This window comes from Zobellia nedashkovskayae, from assembly GCF_015330125.1.
In the GTDB taxonomy this organism is placed as follows: domain Bacteria; phylum Bacteroidota; class Bacteroidia; order Flavobacteriales; family Flavobacteriaceae; genus Zobellia; species Zobellia nedashkovskayae.
In genome coordinates this window covers 4,640,512-4,660,614 of the sequence record NZ_JADDXR010000002.1, presented here as the reverse complement: position 1 = coordinate 4,660,614, position 20,103 = coordinate 4,640,512, and the positions used below count along the sequence as shown (strand labels likewise).

The window sequence follows — 20,103 nt, the reverse complement described above, 5'->3', positions numbered from 1 at the left end:
TTAAAGCTATAATTTACTCTTGGATGCTGCTAGCCTCTTTAGAATCGCTACAATTTCTTTAGCGTTCTCCGGGTTCAGGGCTTCTATTTCAATTTTGTTCTCATAGTTTTGTACTTGCCCATCTTTATAGACTTTTACCAATTTTTGTTCCGATTTGACTCCAATTTCCGCCCAGACCCTTTTTCCTGATACAATAACTTTACTGCTTTTTTGGCTCAGGTCCTTCGCGCTAAATTCATAAACATATTCAGTAGTTTTTTTATCACTTGATTCGGTTTGTGTGAATTTGAACGTACTAGTTTCTGTTTCCAATAGTTCAATTTCCTGTTCGTATCTAAGGTTATCTGCCTGAACAGGTTTTATTTCGCTACTGAGCTGGGATAAGGCATCTTCTAAACCTATTTCAAAAGATTCATTAGTTTCTGTTATTTGATCTTTAAAATGTACAACTAAAAACTGTAACGCTTCTTTGCTAACATATGCTTCATCATATGAATTAAAATATAGTAGAATTTCTTTTTCATAATTCTCAGTTTCTCCATTAAAGGAATGACCTATATATTTTTCTTCTTTATTTGTATTCAGGACAAGGTAAAACCTTGTTTTTTTATCGTTGAAGCTAATTTTGTTTTGGTTAATATCCGTTAAGTTAAAAGAGTAGAGGTGTTCTTCGTTTTTATCGGAGATTGTTTCTTTAAGTGAAAACGTGGCCATATAATCTTCTAACGTCAGCTTTTGCGCCGTTGTTCGTCCATCTGATTGAATGTCGTCAATATGGTTGTTCAAATAATCTAAGGCGCTATTAACCGTGTTAAAATCTGGTTTAGACGTATCAAATTCTGTTGTTGCTAGTGGAATTATTTCTTTTAGAACTTTATAAATGTTTTTGCCGTTAGCCAACGAATTGGCATAGAAAAAAACCTTATCCGTATAGCCCTTTAATACTTCATCACTATAGAATGTTATACCTGAAACACCTTTTGCTGAACCTACTTCAATCAGAAATTCATCACCAGAAATCTTGTAATTTACTGAATTTGGGTTGAGCAATGATAGGTTGAATTCAAAACGCTCATTCTTTGAATCTACCGTTTGGTTTAGCACTACAACTCCGGATTTTTCCAAATCTTTGCTTAATTGTTGTGTTATTTGGTGTTTTGGTAAATCTACATTACCGATGTTTTTTTCCAACCATTGTAAGTGGTCTTTATAAGAATCTAAAACCAATAAATTTTTATTAACTTCAATAGCTTCGGGTATACTATTTTCAATAGCGGATTCTAGGTCACGACCATTATCTGCATTTAGGCCATACATGGTAAAGCTAGTGATGTAAGCTATTTTTCCGCCTTCATCAGAAAGTTTTTTTATTAGTTTTTGTTTCCCTTTAACAGCCAATTCAACAAGAATAACATCTTTTTTTGTAAAGTATCTTACGGAATTTTTATCGATATCTGCAAGAGCAAAAGAATAAGTGGTAGACTCTTCATTTCCTTTACTATTTATTTCGGAAATAGTATAATCATAGTAACCGGGTGATACCGTTTTAAACTCTTGGTCAAAAGTTAATTTATTTGCTTCTACCGAGCTTAATAGCTCTTGAATAGTTGTTACTTTTTGATCTAGACCAGTTTCTTGGGCGAGTGTTGCCTTAAAGGAGAAAATTAGAAAAATAAGGATGATGCGCAAGTAATAAGAAGAAAGACGGTTAGAAATATAAATCACAGTAATTGGTTTCTAGTGTTAATAGTGAAATCGCTTATAAAGAGCTTATGAGCAAGTGTTTTATTTTCGCCCAAATATAGAATATTAGATTAAGAGCATTAGGCAAAGACATGTTTTTTAATGGGTTAATAAATTGATACCGTTCATATTTGCAATGAGCTTGTTACAAGTTTGTATATTTGCATTCTCGTAAAAAAAATGGGGTAAATTGAATAAGAAAGCGCAAAGAGATCAGAACATGAAAAAGAAAGTTGCCTTCTATACACTGGGTTGTAAACTCAATTTTTCTGAAACTTCTACCATTGCAAGAGGTTTTCAAGAAGATGGTTTTGACCGGGTAGATTTTTCGGAACATGCAGATATGTATGTTATTAATACGTGTTCGGTAACAGAAAATGCAGATAAGAGATTTAAAACGATAGTAAAACAGGCTCAGAAAATAAATCCTGAAGCTTTTGTGGCCGCAATTGGCTGCTATGCACAATTAAAGCCAGAAGAATTGGCTGCCGTAGATGGGGTGGATTTGGTTTTAGGTGCTACAGAGAAATTTAAGATCGGAGATTATATAAACGACCTTACTAAAAACGATTTTGGTGAAGTGCATTCCTGTGAGATAGAAGAAGCAGATTTTTACGTGGGTAGCTACGCCATAGGAGACCGTACACGCGCTTTTCTTAAGGTTCAAGACGGATGTGATTATAAGTGTACGTACTGCACCATTCCTTTGGCCAGAGGTATTTCACGGAGTGATACATTGCAGAATGTATTAAATAATGCTTCTGAAATATCTGCAAAGGGTATTAAAGAGATTGTATTGACCGGTGTGAATATAGGCGACTATGGAAAGGGTGAATTTGGAAATAAGACACATGAACATACATTTCTAGACTTGGTAAAGGCTCTAGATAGGGTAGAGGGTATCCACCGTTTACGCATATCATCCATAGAGCCAAATCTCTTGAAGAATGAAACCATAGATTTTGTTTCTCAGAGTAGTTCATTCGTACCGCATTTTCACATTCCACTACAGAGTGGTAGTGATGAAATTTTAAAATTGATGCGCCGGAGATATATGAGCGCTTTGTATACAGATAGAGTCAATAAAATTAAAGAAACCATGCCTCATGCCTGTATAGGCGTTGATGTTATTGTTGGTTTTCCAGGAGAAACGGATGAGCACTTTTTAGAAACCTATCATTTTCTTAATGAACTAGATATCTCCTATTTGCATGTTTTTACGTATTCGGAGCGAGATAATACGGCTGCAGCAGAAATGGATGGTGTGGTGTCTAAGCAAGTAAGAAGTAAACGCAGTAAGATGCTTCGCGGGCTTTCTGTTAAAAAACGACGTGCTTTTTACGAAAGTCAATTAGCCAAAACCCACCAAGTGCTCTTTGAGGGCGAGAACAAAGAAGGTTATATTCACGGGTTTACCAGTAATTATGTAAAAGTAAAGTCACCATGGAACCCAGAATTGGTCAATACCTTACATAATGTATCTCTTACGGAAATAGATGAGGACGGCCTTGTTCGTTTTGATTTCGAAAAAAGCACCACCAAGGTTTAGGACAAAAAAAATCCCGCTAGTTGCGGGATTCATCTTCAAAAAAAACTTTGAAATACTTTAGATTCTTATGCCTACGGGCAACATTTCTTTGTATTGTCTGTTTTTACGTAAAAAACCGGCAATTTGTGGACTCGTAGGGACTACTCTAAGATTCTGCTCCTGAATGCGGTGAAGAACCGACTTAATAAAATCTTCTTTGAAACCCTCTCTTGTGATTTCCTCAGGCACTACTAATTTTGTTAGAAATACTTTACGTTCTTGCGAAGAATACTCGATTTTGGCTAAGATGCCTTCAACCGTAGTTTCGAATTGACGCAAGAAAGTGTTGTCAATAATTTCTACTTCATTCATATAGTTTGATTTTAGATGACGGCAAGAGGTAAGAAAATCACGGTGTTCTCAAATCGTAATTTTGTATACTTTTGCTCATATTTGTATAAACTATGGAAATCCCCCAAAGTCGATAGCAAAAGTAGTGAAAATAATGTTAATTTCCTAACAATTCCTATGCGTTGTCATAATGAACGATTCTAAGATTCATATATATTTTATGCCAGGAATGGCAGCCAACCCTTCAATATTTAAAAATATTGCACTACCTGAGGACAAATTTGAACAGCATCTTTTGGAGTGGTTCATACCAGAGAAAAATATGTGTTTGGAAGCATATGCTAAAAAAATGAATGAAAATATTCATCATGAAAATGCAGTTTTACTAGGGGTTTCGTTTGGTGGTATGTTGGTTCAAGAGATGGCTAGGTTTAAATCATTTCGGAAAATTATAGTTGTCTCAAGCGTTAAAAACGCATCCGAGCTACCCAAGCGTATGATATTTGCCAAATACACTAATGTTCACAAGCTTTTACCAACTGGTATAGTAAACAATATGGAACTTTTAACAAAATATGCTTTTGGCGAAAACGTAAATAAGCGTCTGGCACTTTATGAAGAATTCCTCTCCATTAGGGATAAATACTACATAGATTGGTCTATTGATCAGATTGTTAATTGGAAACAAGTTGAAGCAATTCCTGGGCTTGTTCATATTCACGGTGAAAAAGATGTTGTTTTTCCTATAGATAACATTAAAGACTGCATTACTGTTAAAAACGGTACACACACCATGATTATTCATAGGGCAAGATGGTTTAACGAGCATTTGCCTACAATTATTTTGCAATAAATGAGTTGTATTAATAGACTCGTTTCCCCCTTTGCACTAATCACATATATGACGCCTGTTTTTGAATAAAGGCAATTAAATCTGGCTTTTTGATTAATTGAAGTCAGTGTTGAATATGAGTGTGTTCCAGGTAGAAAAAATAGAAAAGAGTTTATTAACTTTGAATAAACCGTACAATACCAAAAAATGAAGATTTTAAAGAATGTATTGATGCTTTTGGGCGTCTTTTTTGTCGTAAGCACTTTGATATTTGCCGTACAGAACAATGCGGAGCCTGCTGAAGGTGATGCTGATTATGCTGAAAATGAAGCAAAAGAGGTGGATAAAAGTGTTGCCGAAGGGTATCGTATTTCTGCTATTGAGATACCTGAGGATTTAAATTTTGCTAGTGAGGTAGTCCCTCAGGATGATCCAGAGGTTATGGAACGTATAGACCGCGAATTCTTGGTTAATACGTATTGGCAGTCAAATGCTGTCCTATTAATAAAAAGGGCCAATATGTATTTTCCTATTATAGAGCCTATTTTAGCAAAGAATGGTATTCCAGATGATTTTAAATATTTAGCTGTTGCAGAAAGTGGACTTCAGAATGTGAAATCACATGCGGGTGCTGCTGGTTTTTGGCAAATAATGAAAGCTACTGGTCAAGAGCATGGTTTAGAGGTAAACGGGAACGTTGACGAGCGTTATAATTTAGAAAAGGCTACTGAGGTAGCTTGTGATTATTTAAACAGAAATTATAAAAAGTATGGTAGTTGGACTTTGACTGCTGCTTCATACAATGCAGGTGCAGGTGCTATTAATAAGTATTTAGGCATTCAGCAAGTAAGTAATTACTACGATCTTCTTTTAGGGCAAGAGACGGGTAGATATGTATTCCGTATTATGGCTATAAAAGAAATATTGAGCCACCCAGAAAAGTACGGTTTTGATATTGATAAAGAAGATTTGTACCAAGCGGTACCTACATTTAAAGTAGAGTTAGATGAGCCCGTATTTAGTTTTGCAGATTACGCACAACAGTACGAAATCAATTATAAAATATTGAAAAGGCACAATCCGTGGCTTAGAGAGGCGCACTTAAACAACAGTTCGCGTAAAAAATATATTATTGAAATCCCTAATAAAGGATATTATAAAATTGGCAAATAGTTAATTTAAAAGCCTCAATGCGCTATATTAATTTCGCATTGAGGCCAATTTTCTGCACTTTATTTCCCATCTTTAATGCTAGTACGCTTAGAATGATCTAAGGGTTTATTCCGCAACCACAAAGATGGAGACCGCACTACAAATTTTTAATGATAATCTCTGGTTAATTCTTCTTACAATTAATTATGGGCTTGTTATTGTGCTTTCCTTTTTCATACTCTTAAAGAATAAAAACCCTGTAAAGACACTTTCTTTTCTTTTTGCTCTTGCCGTATTGCCGTTTTTAGGGTTGATTGTTTATTATCTATTTGGACAAGATTATAGGAAATCTAAAATTTTTGAGAAAAAATATTTTATTGATAATAAGAAAATAATGGAATGGCGATCCAATTTTAAATTGGATTGTGACGAAAAGGAAGATTTTGAAGAAACTTATGGCGAGGGTATTTTTAAAGTATATAAGTTACTGAAGAACAATGAGAAAGCGGTTCTTACTTTTGATAATAATGTTGAGATTTTAATTAACGGGGAAGAAAAATTCAAGCGCTTGTTTGAAGACCTTAGAAATGCCGAGAGTCATATTCATATAGAATATTTTGTTCTTTTTAGTGATGAACTTGGCAATAAGATTATTGAAATCCTCATGGAAAAAGCCAAGGCTGGTGTTAAAGTTAGATTGGTATATGATGATGTAGGGAGTAAGATAGCAAGGAGTGTAAAAAGAAATATGACCAAGTCAGGAATTGAACATTACGCGTTTATGCCTGTTATTTTTTCAAATTCTACGGGTAAGCTAAATTATAGAGACCATAGGAAGATTGTGGTCATAGATGGGAAGGTTGGTTATGTAGGCGGTATAAATATGGCCAAACGTTATGATAACTCATATGATAATCCACGATATTGGAGAGATACACATCTAAGGCTTCAAGGAGCGGCAGTGGGTTCATTACAATCGTCTTTTTTATTGAATTGGAACTTTGCCTCTCATAACGAAGTTGAAATAGAGAAATCATTTTTTCCAAAAAGCAAACCGGAAACTAAACAACCCGTTGCTGTACAGATTGCGGCCAGCGGGCCAGATACGGATTGGGCCAATATTATGGAAGCTATTTTTTGCGCCATTAGTTCTGCAAAGGAGCGCATTTATATTACGTCGCCTTACTTCATGCCTAATGATGCCATTTTAACAGCCTTAGCTACCGCTGCCAGAAGTGGAATTGATGTTAGGGTAATTGTTCCTTATGAATCTGATTCCTGGGCAGCACAGTATGCTGGTGACTCTTATATTGAATACTGCTTAGAGTCAGGCATTAAAATCTATAGGTATACTAAGGGCTTTGTTCATGCCAAAACCATGGTTATAGATGATCTGTTCTCAACTGTAGGAACCGCAAATTTAGATTACAGAAGTTTTTCTATCAACTTTGAAATTAATGCTATGCTATACAACAAAGAAATAAACGTTCAGCTTGCGGCCACTTTCTTAGATGACCTAAAGGAATGCGAAGAAGTTGAGTTAGAAAGATGGCAAAACCGTGGCTTAAGACGTAAGCTAAAGGAATCCTTTAGTAGGCTATGGGCACCGCTTTTATAGTACTAAACAAAATTCTAAATACAGATGTATATTAATAGCACCCCTAGATTTTTTTCATCTGTTGTTGCATCATTTTTATTTGGTCAGTAAGCATATTGCTCTTATCTAACTTTTTAGCTTCTCGCAAAAGAGTTGTTGCTTCTCTCTTTCTTCTTTTCTGCATGGCAATACCTGCAAGACTTAATTTAGCCATGGCTATATCATAATCCATGGTAAGGCCTAATTTCAAAGCTTTTTTGAAATACTTTTCTGCCTGGGTTAAGTTCTTCTGAGAAAGTATAATACCGTGCAGGTAATTAAAGTACCCTTGCTGTTTAGTAACCAATGCAGCCTCTGGGTTTTTTATTTTATCAAGCCACTTTTGAGTACCTTCTAAATCTTGCTTTCTCATGCGAAGAAAAGCTAACAGAATAATTTCGTTTCTAAAATAAAGAAATATAAAAATAGACGATAAAAGAATTAGGGCAATTCCGTTGCCAATATTCCCTTCTATAAATTGATATATGGCATATGCTATGATGAGTCCTGCTATGACCAGTTTAAGATTTTTGTTGAACATGTGTATTAATTATTGATCGGTTCGTTTAAATTAGGAATGAGTTCGTATGATGTAAAAGACGCTATAGTTGTGGGTATTTCTTGGTCTTGCATTTGAGCCATGCTAGAAGACCCTTTAGAAATACCCTCTACGGTCATTTTCTTTATAAAGCCTGTAATGGTACTAGTAGTAATATTTGTCTTCTGTGTACCTTTAAGGTGCATTGCTGTTGCAGCTTCGGTAACATCCATTATAACATCTGCTGTTCCGGTAACATTTATAGTGTCGGTCGAAATTGCTTTTAGCGTCCAAGTGTTATTGGCTTGCAATTTGCCTGAATATTGATTTTTCCATGTATCCTCTAATTTTACTTTTTTAGAAGGATATATAAAGGTCATTTGCTTGTAACTATTAGAAAGCGCCTCCGAACCAAATTCTTTTTCCAAAGATTTTTTCATCATATTCAAAGAAAATTGGTCTTCAAGGCCAGATGCAGCAGCCATTTTAGTCACAAGATTGTCGCCACCTTTTACTTCAAGAATATCACCTGTTTTGGCTAGTATAATATTTACCGGGTGGTTTAGAAGGCTATTAAAAATTTGCGATTGCATATTGCTTTCGTCTACCTCCTGAGCATGCACATCCATCAGTTCCCCTTGTATACTAGAAGACATATTTAAATTAAGATCTTTAAATTCTAAAGCTATCTTATATGTGGTATCTCTTACTTCCAGTACCTTGAACTCTAGAATACCATTAATTTTGTTGGTCAGAATATGAGATGCCCCATCTAGTTCTTGTGTAATGGTTTGCTCGGCGTTTTGCTTTACGGTGAAGATGGCGTTTTTCTCTAATTTGTATTCAAGTTGTGTCTGAGCTAAAGAAACGGTACTTGAAAGAACAATAAAAACAATGCCCAAAATGTTTCTCATATATTGATTCTGTTGCTATAATCCGATTTTGGCAAAAGTAATAAAAACCAATCGCTAGGCGGCAGGCATTCAATAAAAATATTTTTACAAATGTATTTGGCAAAGCCAAAAGTCTTTGTATATTTGCGCCCAGTTTTAGCGAGCGGTTTCGCTAACTCTTATCACACAAAGAAAAGGATAATACAATGCCCGGACAGAAAAGAACATATCAGCCTTCAAAGAGAAAGAGAAGAAATAAACACGGATTTAGGGAGCGTATGGCGTCCGTAAACGGAAGAAAAGTTTTAGCTCGTAGAAGAGCTAAAGGAAGAAAAAAACTTTCTGTATCCTCTGAACCGAGACATAAGAAATAATGATTTTATTTTTTAAGAAATATATAGGTGTTACTTTTTATAAGTAACACCTTTTTTTATGTCAGATTTGTATTGATATTTGTAACAAATTATAGCCAAAGTTTTAAAGAACACAACGAATGCCAAAAAGAAAAGATTTAAAATCCATACTACTGATCGGTTCCGGTCCCATTGTTATAGGTCAAGCTTGTGAATTTGATTATGCAGGTTCACAGTCATTACGTTCATTACGTGAAGATGGTATTGAGACTATATTGATAAATAGTAATCCGGCTACTATTATGACGGATCCTTCAATGGCTGATCATGTGTATTTGAAACCGTTGACTACCAAGTCAATAATTGAAATACTAAAGGAACACCCTCAAATTGATGCAGTGCTACCAACTATGGGTGGCCAGACCGCTCTTAATCTATGTATTGAGGCTGATGAAAAGGGAATTTGGAAAGATTTTGGAGTAGATCTTATAGGTGTTGATATTGATGCCATAAATATTACCGAGGATCGTGAGCAATTTCGTGAGTTAATGCTTAAAATTGGTGTTGGCATGGCACCGCAGGCAACGGCTACATCATTCTTAAAAGGAAAAGAAATAGCTCAGGAATTTGGCTTTCCATTGGTAATTAGAGCGTCATATACTTTAGGTGGTGCTGGAGCTGCCATAGTATATAAAGCAGAAGACTTTGATGAATTATTAAGTCGTGGATTAGAAATTTCTCCTATCCATGAAGTAATGATTGATAAAGCCTTATTAGGCTGGAAAGAATATGAATTAGAGTTATTACGGGATGATAATGATAACGTAGTTATTATATGTGCGATAGAAAATATGGATCCGATGGGTATTCATACCGGAGATTCTATAACCGTTGCGCCAGCAATGACTTTATCCGATAGAACCTACCAGAAAATGCGTGATATGGCAATTCATATGATGCGTAGTATTGGTGATTTTGCCGGAGGATGTAACGTGCAGTTCGCAGTTAGTCCTGATGATGAAGAAGATATTATTGCAATTGAGATTAACCCAAGGGTTTCTCGTTCTTCCGCTTTAGCATCAAAAGCAACCGGGTATCCTATTGCAAAAATTGCTACAAAATTAGCTATCGGGTATCATTTAAATGAATTAGATAATCAAATTACAAAATCTACGTCCGCTTTATTTGAACCGACTTTAGATTATGTAATCGTAAAAATACCACGTTGGAATTTTGATAAATTTGAAGGTTCTGACCGTACTTTAGGACTTCAGATGAAATCTGTTGGAGAAGTAATGGGTATTGGACGTTCGTTCCAAGAGGCATTGCACAAAGCAACTCAGTCTCTGGAAATAAAAAGAAACGGATTGGGTGCAGATGGAAAAGGCTATACCAACTACGATCAAATCATTCAAAAATTAACCGTCCCAAGTTGGGATAGAGTTTTTGTAATCTACGATGCTATTCAACTAGGTATTCCGTTGTCTAGAATTCATGAGATTACAAAAATTGATATGTGGTTCTTGAAACAATATGAAGAACTTCATTTATTAGAAAAAGAAATCTCTACGTATACTATTGCAACGCTTACCAAGGAATTGATGTTGGAAGCTAAGCAAAAAGGTTTTGCGGATAGACAGATAGCTCACATGCTAGATTGTTACGAGAGCGAAGTGCATAAGAAACGTACGGAAGAAATGAATATCAATAGGGTCTACAAGTTGGTAGATACCTGTGCAGCCGAGTTTAAGGCAATGACGCCATACTACTATTCTACTTTTGAAGCAGAAATAGAAAAGGCAGATGGAACCCGTTATGTAGAGAATGATAGTATTGTTACTGACCGTAAGAAGATTGTAGTTCTTGGTTCTGGTCCAAATAGGATTGGGCAAGGAATTGAGTTTGATTACTGTTGCGTACACGGTGTATTGGCTGCTGCAGAATGTGGTTATGAAACCATTATGATCAACTGTAACCCTGAAACGGTTTCAACCGATTTTGATACAGCGGACAAACTTTATTTTGAACCTGTTTTTTGGGAACACATTTATGATATCATCAGGCATGAAAAACCCGAAGGTGTTATTGTACAGTTAGGTGGACAGACTGCTTTAAAATTAGCAGAAAAACTTTCTAAATACGGAATCAAAATTATAGGTACTAGTTTTGAGGCATTGGATTTAGCCGAAGACAGAGGTAGTTTCTCTGAAATGCTAAAAGAAAATAACATACCTTTTCCACAATATGGAATTGCGGAAACGGCAGATGAGGCTTTAGCGCTTGCAGATCAATTAGACTTTCCTTTATTAGTAAGACCATCCTATGTATTAGGAGGGCAGGGAATGAAGATTGTAATCAATAAAGAAGAGTTAGAATCGCATGTTGTAGACCTTCTTAGAAAAATACCGAATAACAAATTACTTTTAGATCATTATTTAGATGGCGCAATTGAGGCAGAAGCCGATGCAATTTGTGATGGCGAAGATGTTTACATTATTGGTATAATGGAGCATATTGAGCCTTGTGGGATTCACTCAGGAGATTCTAATGCAACCTTGCCACCGTTTAATCTTGGTGAGTTTGTTATGCAGCAGATAAAGGATCATACAAAGAAAATTGCTTTAGCGTTGAATACAGTTGGTCTGATTAATATTCAGTTTGCCATAAAAGATGACATGGTCTATATCATAGAAGCTAACCCAAGAGCCTCTAGAACCGTACCGTTTATTGCAAAGGCATATAAAGAGCCTTACGTGAATTACGCTACGAAGGTGATGTTAGGTGAAAAGAAAGTGAAAGACTTTAATTTCAATCCGCAATTGGAAGGTTTTGCGATTAAACAACCAGTTTTCTCTTTTAATAAATTCCCTAACGTAAATAAAAACTTAGGTCCTGAAATGAAAAGTACGGGAGAGAGTATTCTTTTTATAGATAGTTTGAAAGACGATCAGTTCTATGAGCTTTACGGCCGTAGAAAAATGTACTTGAGTAAGTAATAAATACTATTCTTAAATATAAAAAAGCTTGAGCACGTTGCTCAAGCTTTTTTACATTAACAGTTTTTTTGTAGACTAATTATCATCGGTTTTTTCAGGAACGATATCATTATCTATCATTTTTTTTATCTGTTTGCCAACAACGTTCGGTAGGATTACACTAAAAGTTGTTCCTTTTCCTTTTCCGTCAGATTCCGCATAGATAATACCATCGTGCGATTCAATAATTTGTTTGATCATATATAGACCCAGCCCAGTACCATTAACGTTAGAATGAAATCGTTCAAAAGGGGAGAAGAGCTTTTTTAAAGATTTTTCGTCCATCCCAGAACCATTATCTGAAACAGAGAACTGTATTTTTTCTCCGTTTTCTTCTGCTTTAATATGAACTACAGGTTGTTTTTGATCGCCCATATACTTTATGGCGTTATCTAGAAGATTTCCAAAGACTTGTATAATTCTATTTCTATCTCCATAAATGTTGGGTAGGTTTTCTTCAACTATCAGTTTAACTTTAGATACTTTTAATTTGCCTTTAACCAAAGTGGTTGAGAGGGCTACAATTTCATTCGTATCCAGTACCTCATTTTTGTTCTCAATTTTACCGATTTTCGCAATTTTAGTAATGTCGGCAATAAGGTTATTCATAGTATCACATGAAATATTAATCATTTCTAGGTATTGCTCTAATTCAGGAAAATCTTTCATTACAAACTCCATAGGAATAAGGCTTGCAATACCTTTAATACCGCTTAAAGGACTTTTAAGATCATGGGAAACAGCAAAAGTAAAACGTTGAATTTCTTGATTTTTCGTGGTTAATTCATTAGCTGTTTTTTCAAGTTCTTTCTTTTGTAGTTGCAATTGTTGAGTGCGTTCACCTATTTCTTTTTCTAATGTTAATTGATACTTTTTTATGTTTCTAACCCGAAGAAAGAGCACTAAATAAATAGCTGAAATTAACAAAACTATCATGAGTAACCGAAACCACCAAGTTTTCCAAAAAGGAGGCGTAATCGTGATATGTAGGTCAGTTTCATTACTATTCCATATACCATCAGAATTACTAGATTTTATTCGAAGTATATATTTACCTGGTTCTAAACTGGTATAAGTAGCGTTGTTTTTGTGTCCTACATAGTTCCAGTTCGTTTCAAAGCCATCCAGAAAATAGGCGTAATTTACTTTATCAGGATGACGAAAAGTTAAAGCATTGAACTCAAAATCTACTACGGTATTATCATACGAAAGGGTAATAGAATCTGCTTGTGATATGTGCTTTGTTAATATTTTAGATTCATCATCTGCATAAATAGGTTTGTTGAATATTTTTAGACTGGTAATATTTACTGTAGGTTTATCTTCCCTTTTTTTGATGTTTTTTGCTTGAAATAAATTGAAGCCATTACTACCACCAAAAATTAATTCGTCGTTTTTGGTTTTATAGAAAGAATTTGTATTAAACTCGCTGCCTTGTAAGCCATCATTAATATAATAATGTGTAGATACTTTATTTTTATGGTTGTATTGAGTAATTCCAGAACCTGTACTAAGCCATAACAAACGGTTAGTATCTTCTATAATTCCTTTGACAGCATCATTTTTTAATCCGTCATTGTGTGGGATCGATTGAAAGGAATCGGTTGTGGAATTATATGTATTTAAACCGGCTTGTGTACCAACCCACAAATTACCTTCAGTATCTTCTATGATTGCATTGATGAAGTCGTTACTTAAAACTTGTTCTTTCTCAAGGCTGTTATAACTTGTGTATTGCCATTCCTCGTTTATTTCAACTAGTTTAAAAAGCCCCGAAATTTGTGTTCCAACCCAAATATTTCCATTTTTATCTTCGGTTAAAGTAGTAATGGTAGAAACTTTAGTGTTGTTGATATTGTTTTTAAGGTCTATGTTTTTATGAGTTTTGGTTTCAGGATTATAAAATTGTAATCCACCGTGAAAAGTTGCAATCCATATGCGGCCTTTACTGTCCATCATTAGATTAAATACATTATTTGACAGCAAAAAAGAATTTTCTTTAGTCAATACCTCATAGTTTTTGTTCTTGATATTAAACAGGGTAATTCCTTTACCCCAGGACCCCAGCCATAATTGATCGTTTTTATCTTGTAGTATGCTTAGCACTACATTGGTATTGAGATTTTTATTGTCTAAACTGTATTTTACAAAAGAATTGGAGGTTCTGTCCCAATAGTTTAATCCGCCGCCATCAGTTCCTACCCAAAGGTGATTGCTAGTATCATTTATATCCTGTATAAAACAGTTTATATTATTATTATTTAAAGACTTAGAATTAAAAGGTTCGTTTTTTACATGTTTAAATTTATGATATATGGGGTCGTAGAAGCTTAGGCCTTTTTTATAAGGTCCTAGCCACATAATTCCTTCGTTATTATATATAGACCATATAGAGTTACTAGAAATTGATTCTATATTTTTACTATCATACTTTAAATTTGATAATTGTCCGGTACTTTTTGAGTAGATGTAAAGCCCGTCATTTTCACTTCCTATCCAATAATCGCCATTTGTGGCAATTGATAATGATAGTACAGGATAGCCATTAGTTATACTTTGTCTTTCTGCATTTAAAGAATTGTCACTTTTTATATTTAATTCAATTAGTTCGCCGTTATGTAAACCAATTAAAAAATGAGATGAATTTTGTTGTATTACACTACGTATTCTCTGACTTTCATGAATTTTTGATAAGACTTGTAATTCATTATTTAATACCCAAATATTGTTATCAATTATGACTAAAGTTCTTTCATTATCTAGTTTTGCAAGTTTTACGAAAAAATTGTCCTGGGTTGGTGTATCGTGATATTTAAATTCTTGGGTTTCACCTGTGGTAATATGATACCTGAATATACTATTAGTGGTTCCTAACCAAAGGAAATCTGTAGATTTAATAACGGAATAAAAGTGTTCTAATGCTAGTTTTTCACCTTCACCAATGAATGGGTAGGACTTTAGAATATCCATTTCTCGGTTATAGATATTTAAACCTTGAACGGTACCTATATATAATTGTCTATTGTTGTCTTCGTAAATATCTTCTATGTAGCCATTGGTTAGCCCTGTTTTGCTATCTTGAGCCTGTTCATATATTTGATAGTTTTTACCATCGTATTTATTGAGTCCGTTTCGGGTGCCAATCCATAAGTAACCATAACTATCTTCATATATTACATTAGCAGAGCTTTGAGATAAGCCGCCTGGTAAATGTTGAAAAGATATAGGGGTTTGATTTTGTTGCGCAAACGCAAGCTTACAACATAGCAGTAGTAAAGACGACCATAACACTAGTGTAGCTGATTGCTTGGGTGAAATCATATAACTGTATAGACTTATTTAAAGTAGGTTAACTCTTACAATTTATGCATGATTATCGTATGATATAAATTTTTGTTGCCTATTAAGGCTAAGTTGTGGTAAAAAACTGGTTTATAGAAGAGTAGGTGCTCTGGGTGTTCGGCTTTTATATAAGAGGGAATAAATAATACTTACTGTATTAATACCGCACATTGGAGGATAGTTACATGAAATGGAGATTTTTACACTAAAAAAAGCCGAAAATCTAGAATAGATGTTCAGCTGTATTTCGGGTAAATAATAGATGTGTTTAACTCAATTCGTCAAGATATTTATTTATAGTTCGCCTTGTGCGTATAGTCTTCTAATTTCTTTTTTATCAAATTTACCTACACTGGTACGGGGCACCTGGCTAACAAAAATATAGTTGTCGGGTATTTGGTAATTTGCAAAATCGCGTGATAAAAATTCTTTAAAATTGGCATCTGAAACCACTTCGTTTTCAGCTGTCAGAACAATTACTGCTAAGGGTCTTTCGGCCCATTTTTCGTCTGGTATAGCAATTACCGCTGCTTCTTTTACCTTTGGGTGTGACATTAATGCAGATTCTAATGCAACACTAGATATCCATTCGCCTCCGCTTTTTATCAAATCTTTTGTTCGGTCTGTAATATGCATATAGCCGTCGCTGTCAACCGTGCTTACATCGCCTGTTCTAAACCAACCATCATCCGTAAAATTATCGCGATTATTCGTTTTAAAGTAGGACTTAATTACCCAAGCCCCTTTAACCTGTAGTTCTCCCATGCTTTTTCCATCACGCTCAGCTACCTTACCGTTATTGTCAACAATACGCATTTCAATGCCTGGAAATTCAATACCCTGTTTCGCTCGTATTTTAATTTTTTCTTGTGTATTTAGTTTTTCATGATGTGGTTGCAAACGGCTCACGGTACCCAAAGGTGAGGTCTCTGTCATTCCCCATGCTTGTACGCCTCTAATACCAAAATCGTCTTCCATGCCTTTAATGAGGCTTGCTGGAAGAGCAGAGCCTCCAACTAGGTATTCCTGTAGCGCTAATTTTGGTCTTGGCGGATTTTTCTTCATTGCTTCGTAAACACCCATCCAAATAGTGGGTACACCATTGGCCTTTGTAATTTTCTCTTCTTGTAAAATGGAGATAATAGCTTCTGGTTGTAGGTTAGAAGAAGGCAATACCATATCAGAACCGGTTATAAGGCATAGGTAAGGATATCCCCAAGCCATAACATGAAACTGTGGAACTATAAGCAACACAATATCCGAACTGTCATAGTTGGCCGCATTTGGGGTAGAAATAGTAAGTGCGTGCAAGTATGTAGATCGGTGGGTGTAAAGTACCCCCTTAGGCAAACCGGTGGTACCGCTAGTGTAACACATGCCACAAGCATCATTCTCATTTAAGGTAGGCCATTCAAATTCTTCTGACGCACCTTCTAATAAGTTTTCATAATGTAGCACGTTCAAAAGCGTAGTGCTGAATTTTTCAGGGGCATTCATAATAACGTAGTGCTCTACGGTTTCTAGCTGATTCGCAATTTTTTCCAGCAAGGGTACAAGTGAGGCATCTACAAAAATTACTTTGTCCTCAGAATGATTAATGATGAATTCAGTTTGATGGGAGGAGAGCCTAATGTTTATCGTATGGCAAATTGCGCCAACACTGGGTATTCCATAATATAGTTCTACATGTTGGTAATGGTTCCAAGCAAAAGTACCGATCATATCACCTTTAGTAACACCTAGTTTGTGGATGAGTACATTGGCTAGCTGCTTGCATCGTTTGTGAAGGTCGCCAAATGTATATTCATGCCGGGAACCATTGGGCAGGTGACTAATTATTTTTTTATGTTTAAAAGCACTATTCCCGTATTCTAGAATAGTAGTTGTGGTGAGAGGGTAATCCATTATCAATCCTTCCATAAGCTGTAGTTGAAGTATTTAATCGTTGAGACATACTTCTCTAAAGTTACTAATTTTTGATATGTAATGAAAAAGAGGAGAGGTACTTAATTGAACCAGACAGCGTAGCGTTTTCGGCGAAGTTCTAGGGCTAAGATTTCTTCCATTTTTAAAGCTGCAGCCCTAGTGGTCAATGGTTTAATATGATTGTAAAGACTGGGGCGCAAATAAGACCCGTATTTTTTTACAATGTTAGAAGATAGGTTGTGTCCCTTTTTGTTTCTGTATCCTGTTTTATGCTGTTCAAAACGTTCTTTTGGGGTTTTGCTGGTCATTCCAACATACACACATTCCAAAACACCATTAAATTGAGGGTTTGCTTCGCGAAAACGCCTGTTTTCTGTGAATACTTTTTTGGAAAGCTCTATGACGTAAATGTGATATTCAGTTTTGGCCATTTTAAAATAGATTTCTTTAGTGTGATAAATCCATTTCTTCCTTGGGAAGGTATTTAAAAATGGTATTCAAGAATTCAGGAATATTGTAGGGCTTGTGTATGATATCATTGATGCCCGAATTGAGTATTTCTTCTCTTCCTTCGTCTAATTCAACCGCTGTCAAAGCTATTATAGGAATATTTTTATCAAACTTACGAATCATTATTGAGGCCTCCATTCCGTTTATATTCGGCATATTAATATCCATCAAGATTAAATCATAATCATTGGCTTTGCTCATGGCTACGGCTTGGGCACCATCATCTGCTAAACTAGATTTAATGTTTCGTCTTTCTAAAGTCTTTTGAGTTACTTTTTGATTTATTCTATTATCATCTACTATAAGGACATGAGCTAAATTCCCTTCTTTAGGTTCATTAGAGGTATTAGGAATGCCGTTAATAACCGGAATTTCTTTGTTTTGTTCGGTCTGTTTTTTGAGTGTTAATTGAAAGCAGAATTTAGCCCCTTTATTAGGTTCGCTTGTTAGTTTAATTTCACTTCCATAAAGTGCTAGAATCTTTTTTACAATGGTGAGCCCAAGTCCTGTGCCTGTATAGTTGTGGTTTTTGTTTTCAATCTGGGTAAACTCGTTAAAAATTTCCTTCTGCATATGAATGGGGATACCAACGCCATCATCCTTTACGATAAATTTTATTTTGCAGGTGGTGCTATCAGCAGGCTCTACTAAAATCAGTTTTAGCCAAATGTTTCCGTTCTCAGTAAATTTAATGGCATTACCCATTAGATTTATGAGTATTTGCGAAAACCGTATTGGGTCACCAACAAGGTTATTCGGTATGTTTTTATCTATATGTAAGTGTAGCTTATTGCTGTTTTCATGCAGCGAAAATTCAAAAGAACGAACAATGTTTTGAATGAGCACATCTAATTCATAAGGGATTTTGGATAAGGTAATAGCCTCTGCATCCATCTTGCTTAGTAGCAATACATCATTAATAAGGGCCAGTAAATAATCTGCAGAAAATTTTAAAGAACTGAGGTCATCTGCATAGGCCTTTAAGTTTTCATCTTCTTTTAATAACGTAGATATACCAATAACCCCGTACAGGGGTGTTCGTAGTTCGTGACTTACGGTAGAAAGAAACTTGGTCTTTACTTTAGAAAGCTTCTCTGCCTTTTCATTTGCAATACTAAGTTGCTTATTTTTTGCTTTTAGATTATTGATATAAATCTTTCTTGTTTTGTAGAAAACAATGATACCAAATAGTGCTAAAACAAGAATAATTATCACAACAACGAGAAGAGTGGTAAGCGACTTTGACTTAGAAATAAGCTCTTCGGAATAGGCATGTTCTTTTAAGGCAGATTGTAAATCCTTTTGTGTCTGCTCTAAATCGAATTTTGCCCTTGCCTTTTCAGTTTCCTCTAACTTCTTTAGGGTATACGCCTTCTGCTTAAATTGATTGTATTTGTCTAGATTGGCAAATGCTTTTCTATAATCGTCAGTTTCACTGTATAGCTTAGACAAATCTTCATAGGCTTCAATAGCTAAATCCGTATTTTCATTTTTATCGGCAGTAAACGCTATATTTTCAAGCTTTTGGGCAGCGGAATCATATTTTTTCTTTGCCAAGTAATACTTGCCGTATAAAAGGTCTATATATAATTTATCAAGAGAATCTACATTTTTTGTAGAGAGCGCTTCTGCTTTTTGAAGAACGGTATATGCCTTATCTATTTGGTTATTATCTAAATACGTCCAGATAAGATTAACATAGGTTAAATAGACCTCGTCATAATCTTTGTTCTTTTCGTTTAAACTTATACTTTCCTTAAAGAACTCAATCGCTTTTGCGTAGGTCTGCTTATTATCGGAATAGAGAATACCCAAATTAAGTGCACCCCATGCCACTAGGCTATCTGCCTGAGTAGTTCTTGCTAGTTCCAGAGCTTTTTCAGAATAAATCCTTCCTTTTATAGTATCCTCGGTTTCAGAATAAATTCCACCTAAAATATCGTATCCTAAAAACTCGTAGTAATCGTAGTTGTATTCATGCCCTTTTTCTATAAGTGTAGAGGCATATTTTATAGCGTCTTTGTAATTGTATTGTTCGTAAGCTTCATTGGATTTATTGACATACGACTCCAAGGTGTCTCTTTGCCATTCTGTAGTATTCTGAGCCTGTACATTGGTTAAATGGGAAAGAAAAAATACGAATACAAGTGCTCTTAATATACTCATAAGAATATTTGGGCCAGTATAAAATTGTGGGTATGACCTTTTTGGCTAGCTAATATAGGAATTTACTTCGCAATAGACTGCGAAGTAGGCAATTCATT

The 20,103-nt window shown here is 35.1% G+C and carries 14 protein-coding genes; 6 read left to right on the top strand and 8 right to left on the bottom strand.

All coding sequences use genetic code 11. The annotated features are described in order from the left end of the window. Positions 1-6: 6 nt before the first annotated feature. Positions 7-1,725 (bottom strand): hypothetical protein, encoded by a 1,719-nt coding sequence (locus IWB64_RS19240; RefSeq protein WP_194535551.1) that lies wholly within the window; start codon positions 1,723-1,725, stop codon positions 7-9. A gap of 238 nt (positions 1,726-1,963) precedes the next feature. On the opposite strand from IWB64_RS19240, the gene mtaB reads away from it, so the two are divergent. After that, positions 1,964-3,292: a tRNA (N(6)-L-threonylcarbamoyladenosine(37)-C(2))-methylthiotransferase MtaB gene (gene mtaB / locus IWB64_RS19235; RefSeq protein WP_194535550.1), complete on the top strand. Its 1,329-nt coding sequence runs from the start codon at positions 1,964-1,966 to the stop codon at positions 3,290-3,292. Positions 3,293-3,349: 57 nt separating this feature from the next. On the opposite strand, the gene IWB64_RS19230 is transcribed toward mtaB, so the two are convergent. After that, entirely contained in the window at positions 3,350-3,643 is a 294-nt protein-coding gene (locus IWB64_RS19230; RefSeq protein ID WP_194535549.1) for a GNAT family N-acetyltransferase, read from the bottom strand. A gap of 169 nt (positions 3,644-3,812) precedes the next feature. Between IWB64_RS19230 and IWB64_RS19225 the strand changes: the two genes are divergently transcribed. The 3 genes from IWB64_RS19225 (at position 3,813) to cls (ending at position 7,224) form a co-directional block, all read left to right on the top strand. After that, positions 3,813-4,475 carry an alpha/beta hydrolase gene (locus IWB64_RS19225; protein WP_194535548.1) on the top strand — a complete coding sequence of 221 codons (663 nt, stop codon included), beginning with the start codon at positions 3,813-3,815 and terminating at the stop codon, positions 4,473-4,475. A gap of 186 nt (positions 4,476-4,661) precedes the next feature. Continuing rightward, complete coding sequence (locus tag IWB64_RS19220; protein WP_194535547.1) at positions 4,662-5,627, top strand: lytic transglycosylase domain-containing protein; 966 nt, start codon at positions 4,662-4,664, stop codon at positions 5,625-5,627. A gap of 124 nt (positions 5,628-5,751) precedes the next feature. Beyond that, entirely contained in the window at positions 5,752-7,224 is a 1,473-nt protein-coding gene (gene cls / locus IWB64_RS19215; protein ID WP_194535546.1) for a cardiolipin synthase, read from the top strand. A gap of 43 nt (positions 7,225-7,267) precedes the next feature. On the opposite strand, the gene IWB64_RS19210 is transcribed toward cls, so the two are convergent. Further along, complete coding sequence (locus tag IWB64_RS19210; RefSeq protein WP_155595807.1) at positions 7,268-7,783, bottom strand: DUF2892 domain-containing protein; 516 nt, start codon at positions 7,781-7,783, stop codon at positions 7,268-7,270. Between the two features lie 5 nt (positions 7,784-7,788). Further along, positions 7,789-8,694, bottom strand: a complete 906-nt coding sequence (locus IWB64_RS19205) for a DUF6263 family protein (RefSeq protein WP_194535545.1) — start codon at positions 8,692-8,694, stop codon at positions 7,789-7,791. Positions 8,695-8,879: 185 nt separating this feature from the next. On the opposite strand from IWB64_RS19205, the gene rpmH reads away from it, so the two are divergent. Further along, positions 8,880-9,047 (top strand): 50S ribosomal protein L34, encoded by a 168-nt coding sequence (rpmH, locus tag IWB64_RS19200; RefSeq protein WP_072991142.1) that lies wholly within the window; start codon positions 8,880-8,882, stop codon positions 9,045-9,047. Between the two features lie 119 nt (positions 9,048-9,166). Beyond that, on the top strand, positions 9,167-12,022 hold the full coding sequence (carB, locus tag IWB64_RS19195) for a carbamoyl-phosphate synthase large subunit (RefSeq protein ID WP_194535544.1): 2,856 nt from the start codon (positions 9,167-9,169) through the stop codon (positions 12,020-12,022). Between the two features lie 75 nt (positions 12,023-12,097). On the opposite strand, the gene IWB64_RS19190 is transcribed toward carB, so the two are convergent. The 4 genes from IWB64_RS19190 to IWB64_RS19175 all read right to left on the bottom strand — a co-directional run bounded on the left by IWB64_RS19190 (position 12,098) and on the right by IWB64_RS19175 (position 20,005). Next, entirely contained in the window at positions 12,098-15,382 is a 3,285-nt protein-coding gene (locus IWB64_RS19190) for a ligand-binding sensor domain-containing protein (RefSeq protein ID WP_194535543.1), read from the bottom strand. A gap of 315 nt (positions 15,383-15,697) precedes the next feature. Next, positions 15,698-17,323: a long-chain fatty acid--CoA ligase gene (locus IWB64_RS19185; RefSeq protein ID WP_194535542.1), complete on the bottom strand. Its 1,626-nt coding sequence runs from the start codon at positions 17,321-17,323 to the stop codon at positions 15,698-15,700. A gap of 86 nt (positions 17,324-17,409) precedes the next feature. After that, positions 17,410-17,760, bottom strand: coding sequence for a ribose-5-phosphate isomerase (locus IWB64_RS19180; protein ID WP_194535541.1), 351 nt, complete (start codon positions 17,758-17,760; stop codon positions 17,410-17,412). Between the two features lie 16 nt (positions 17,761-17,776). Beyond that, positions 17,777-20,005: a tetratricopeptide repeat-containing hybrid sensor histidine kinase/response regulator gene (locus tag IWB64_RS19175; protein ID WP_194535540.1), complete on the bottom strand. Its 2,229-nt coding sequence runs from the start codon at positions 20,003-20,005 to the stop codon at positions 17,777-17,779. Between the last annotated feature and the right edge of the window lie 98 nt (positions 20,006-20,103).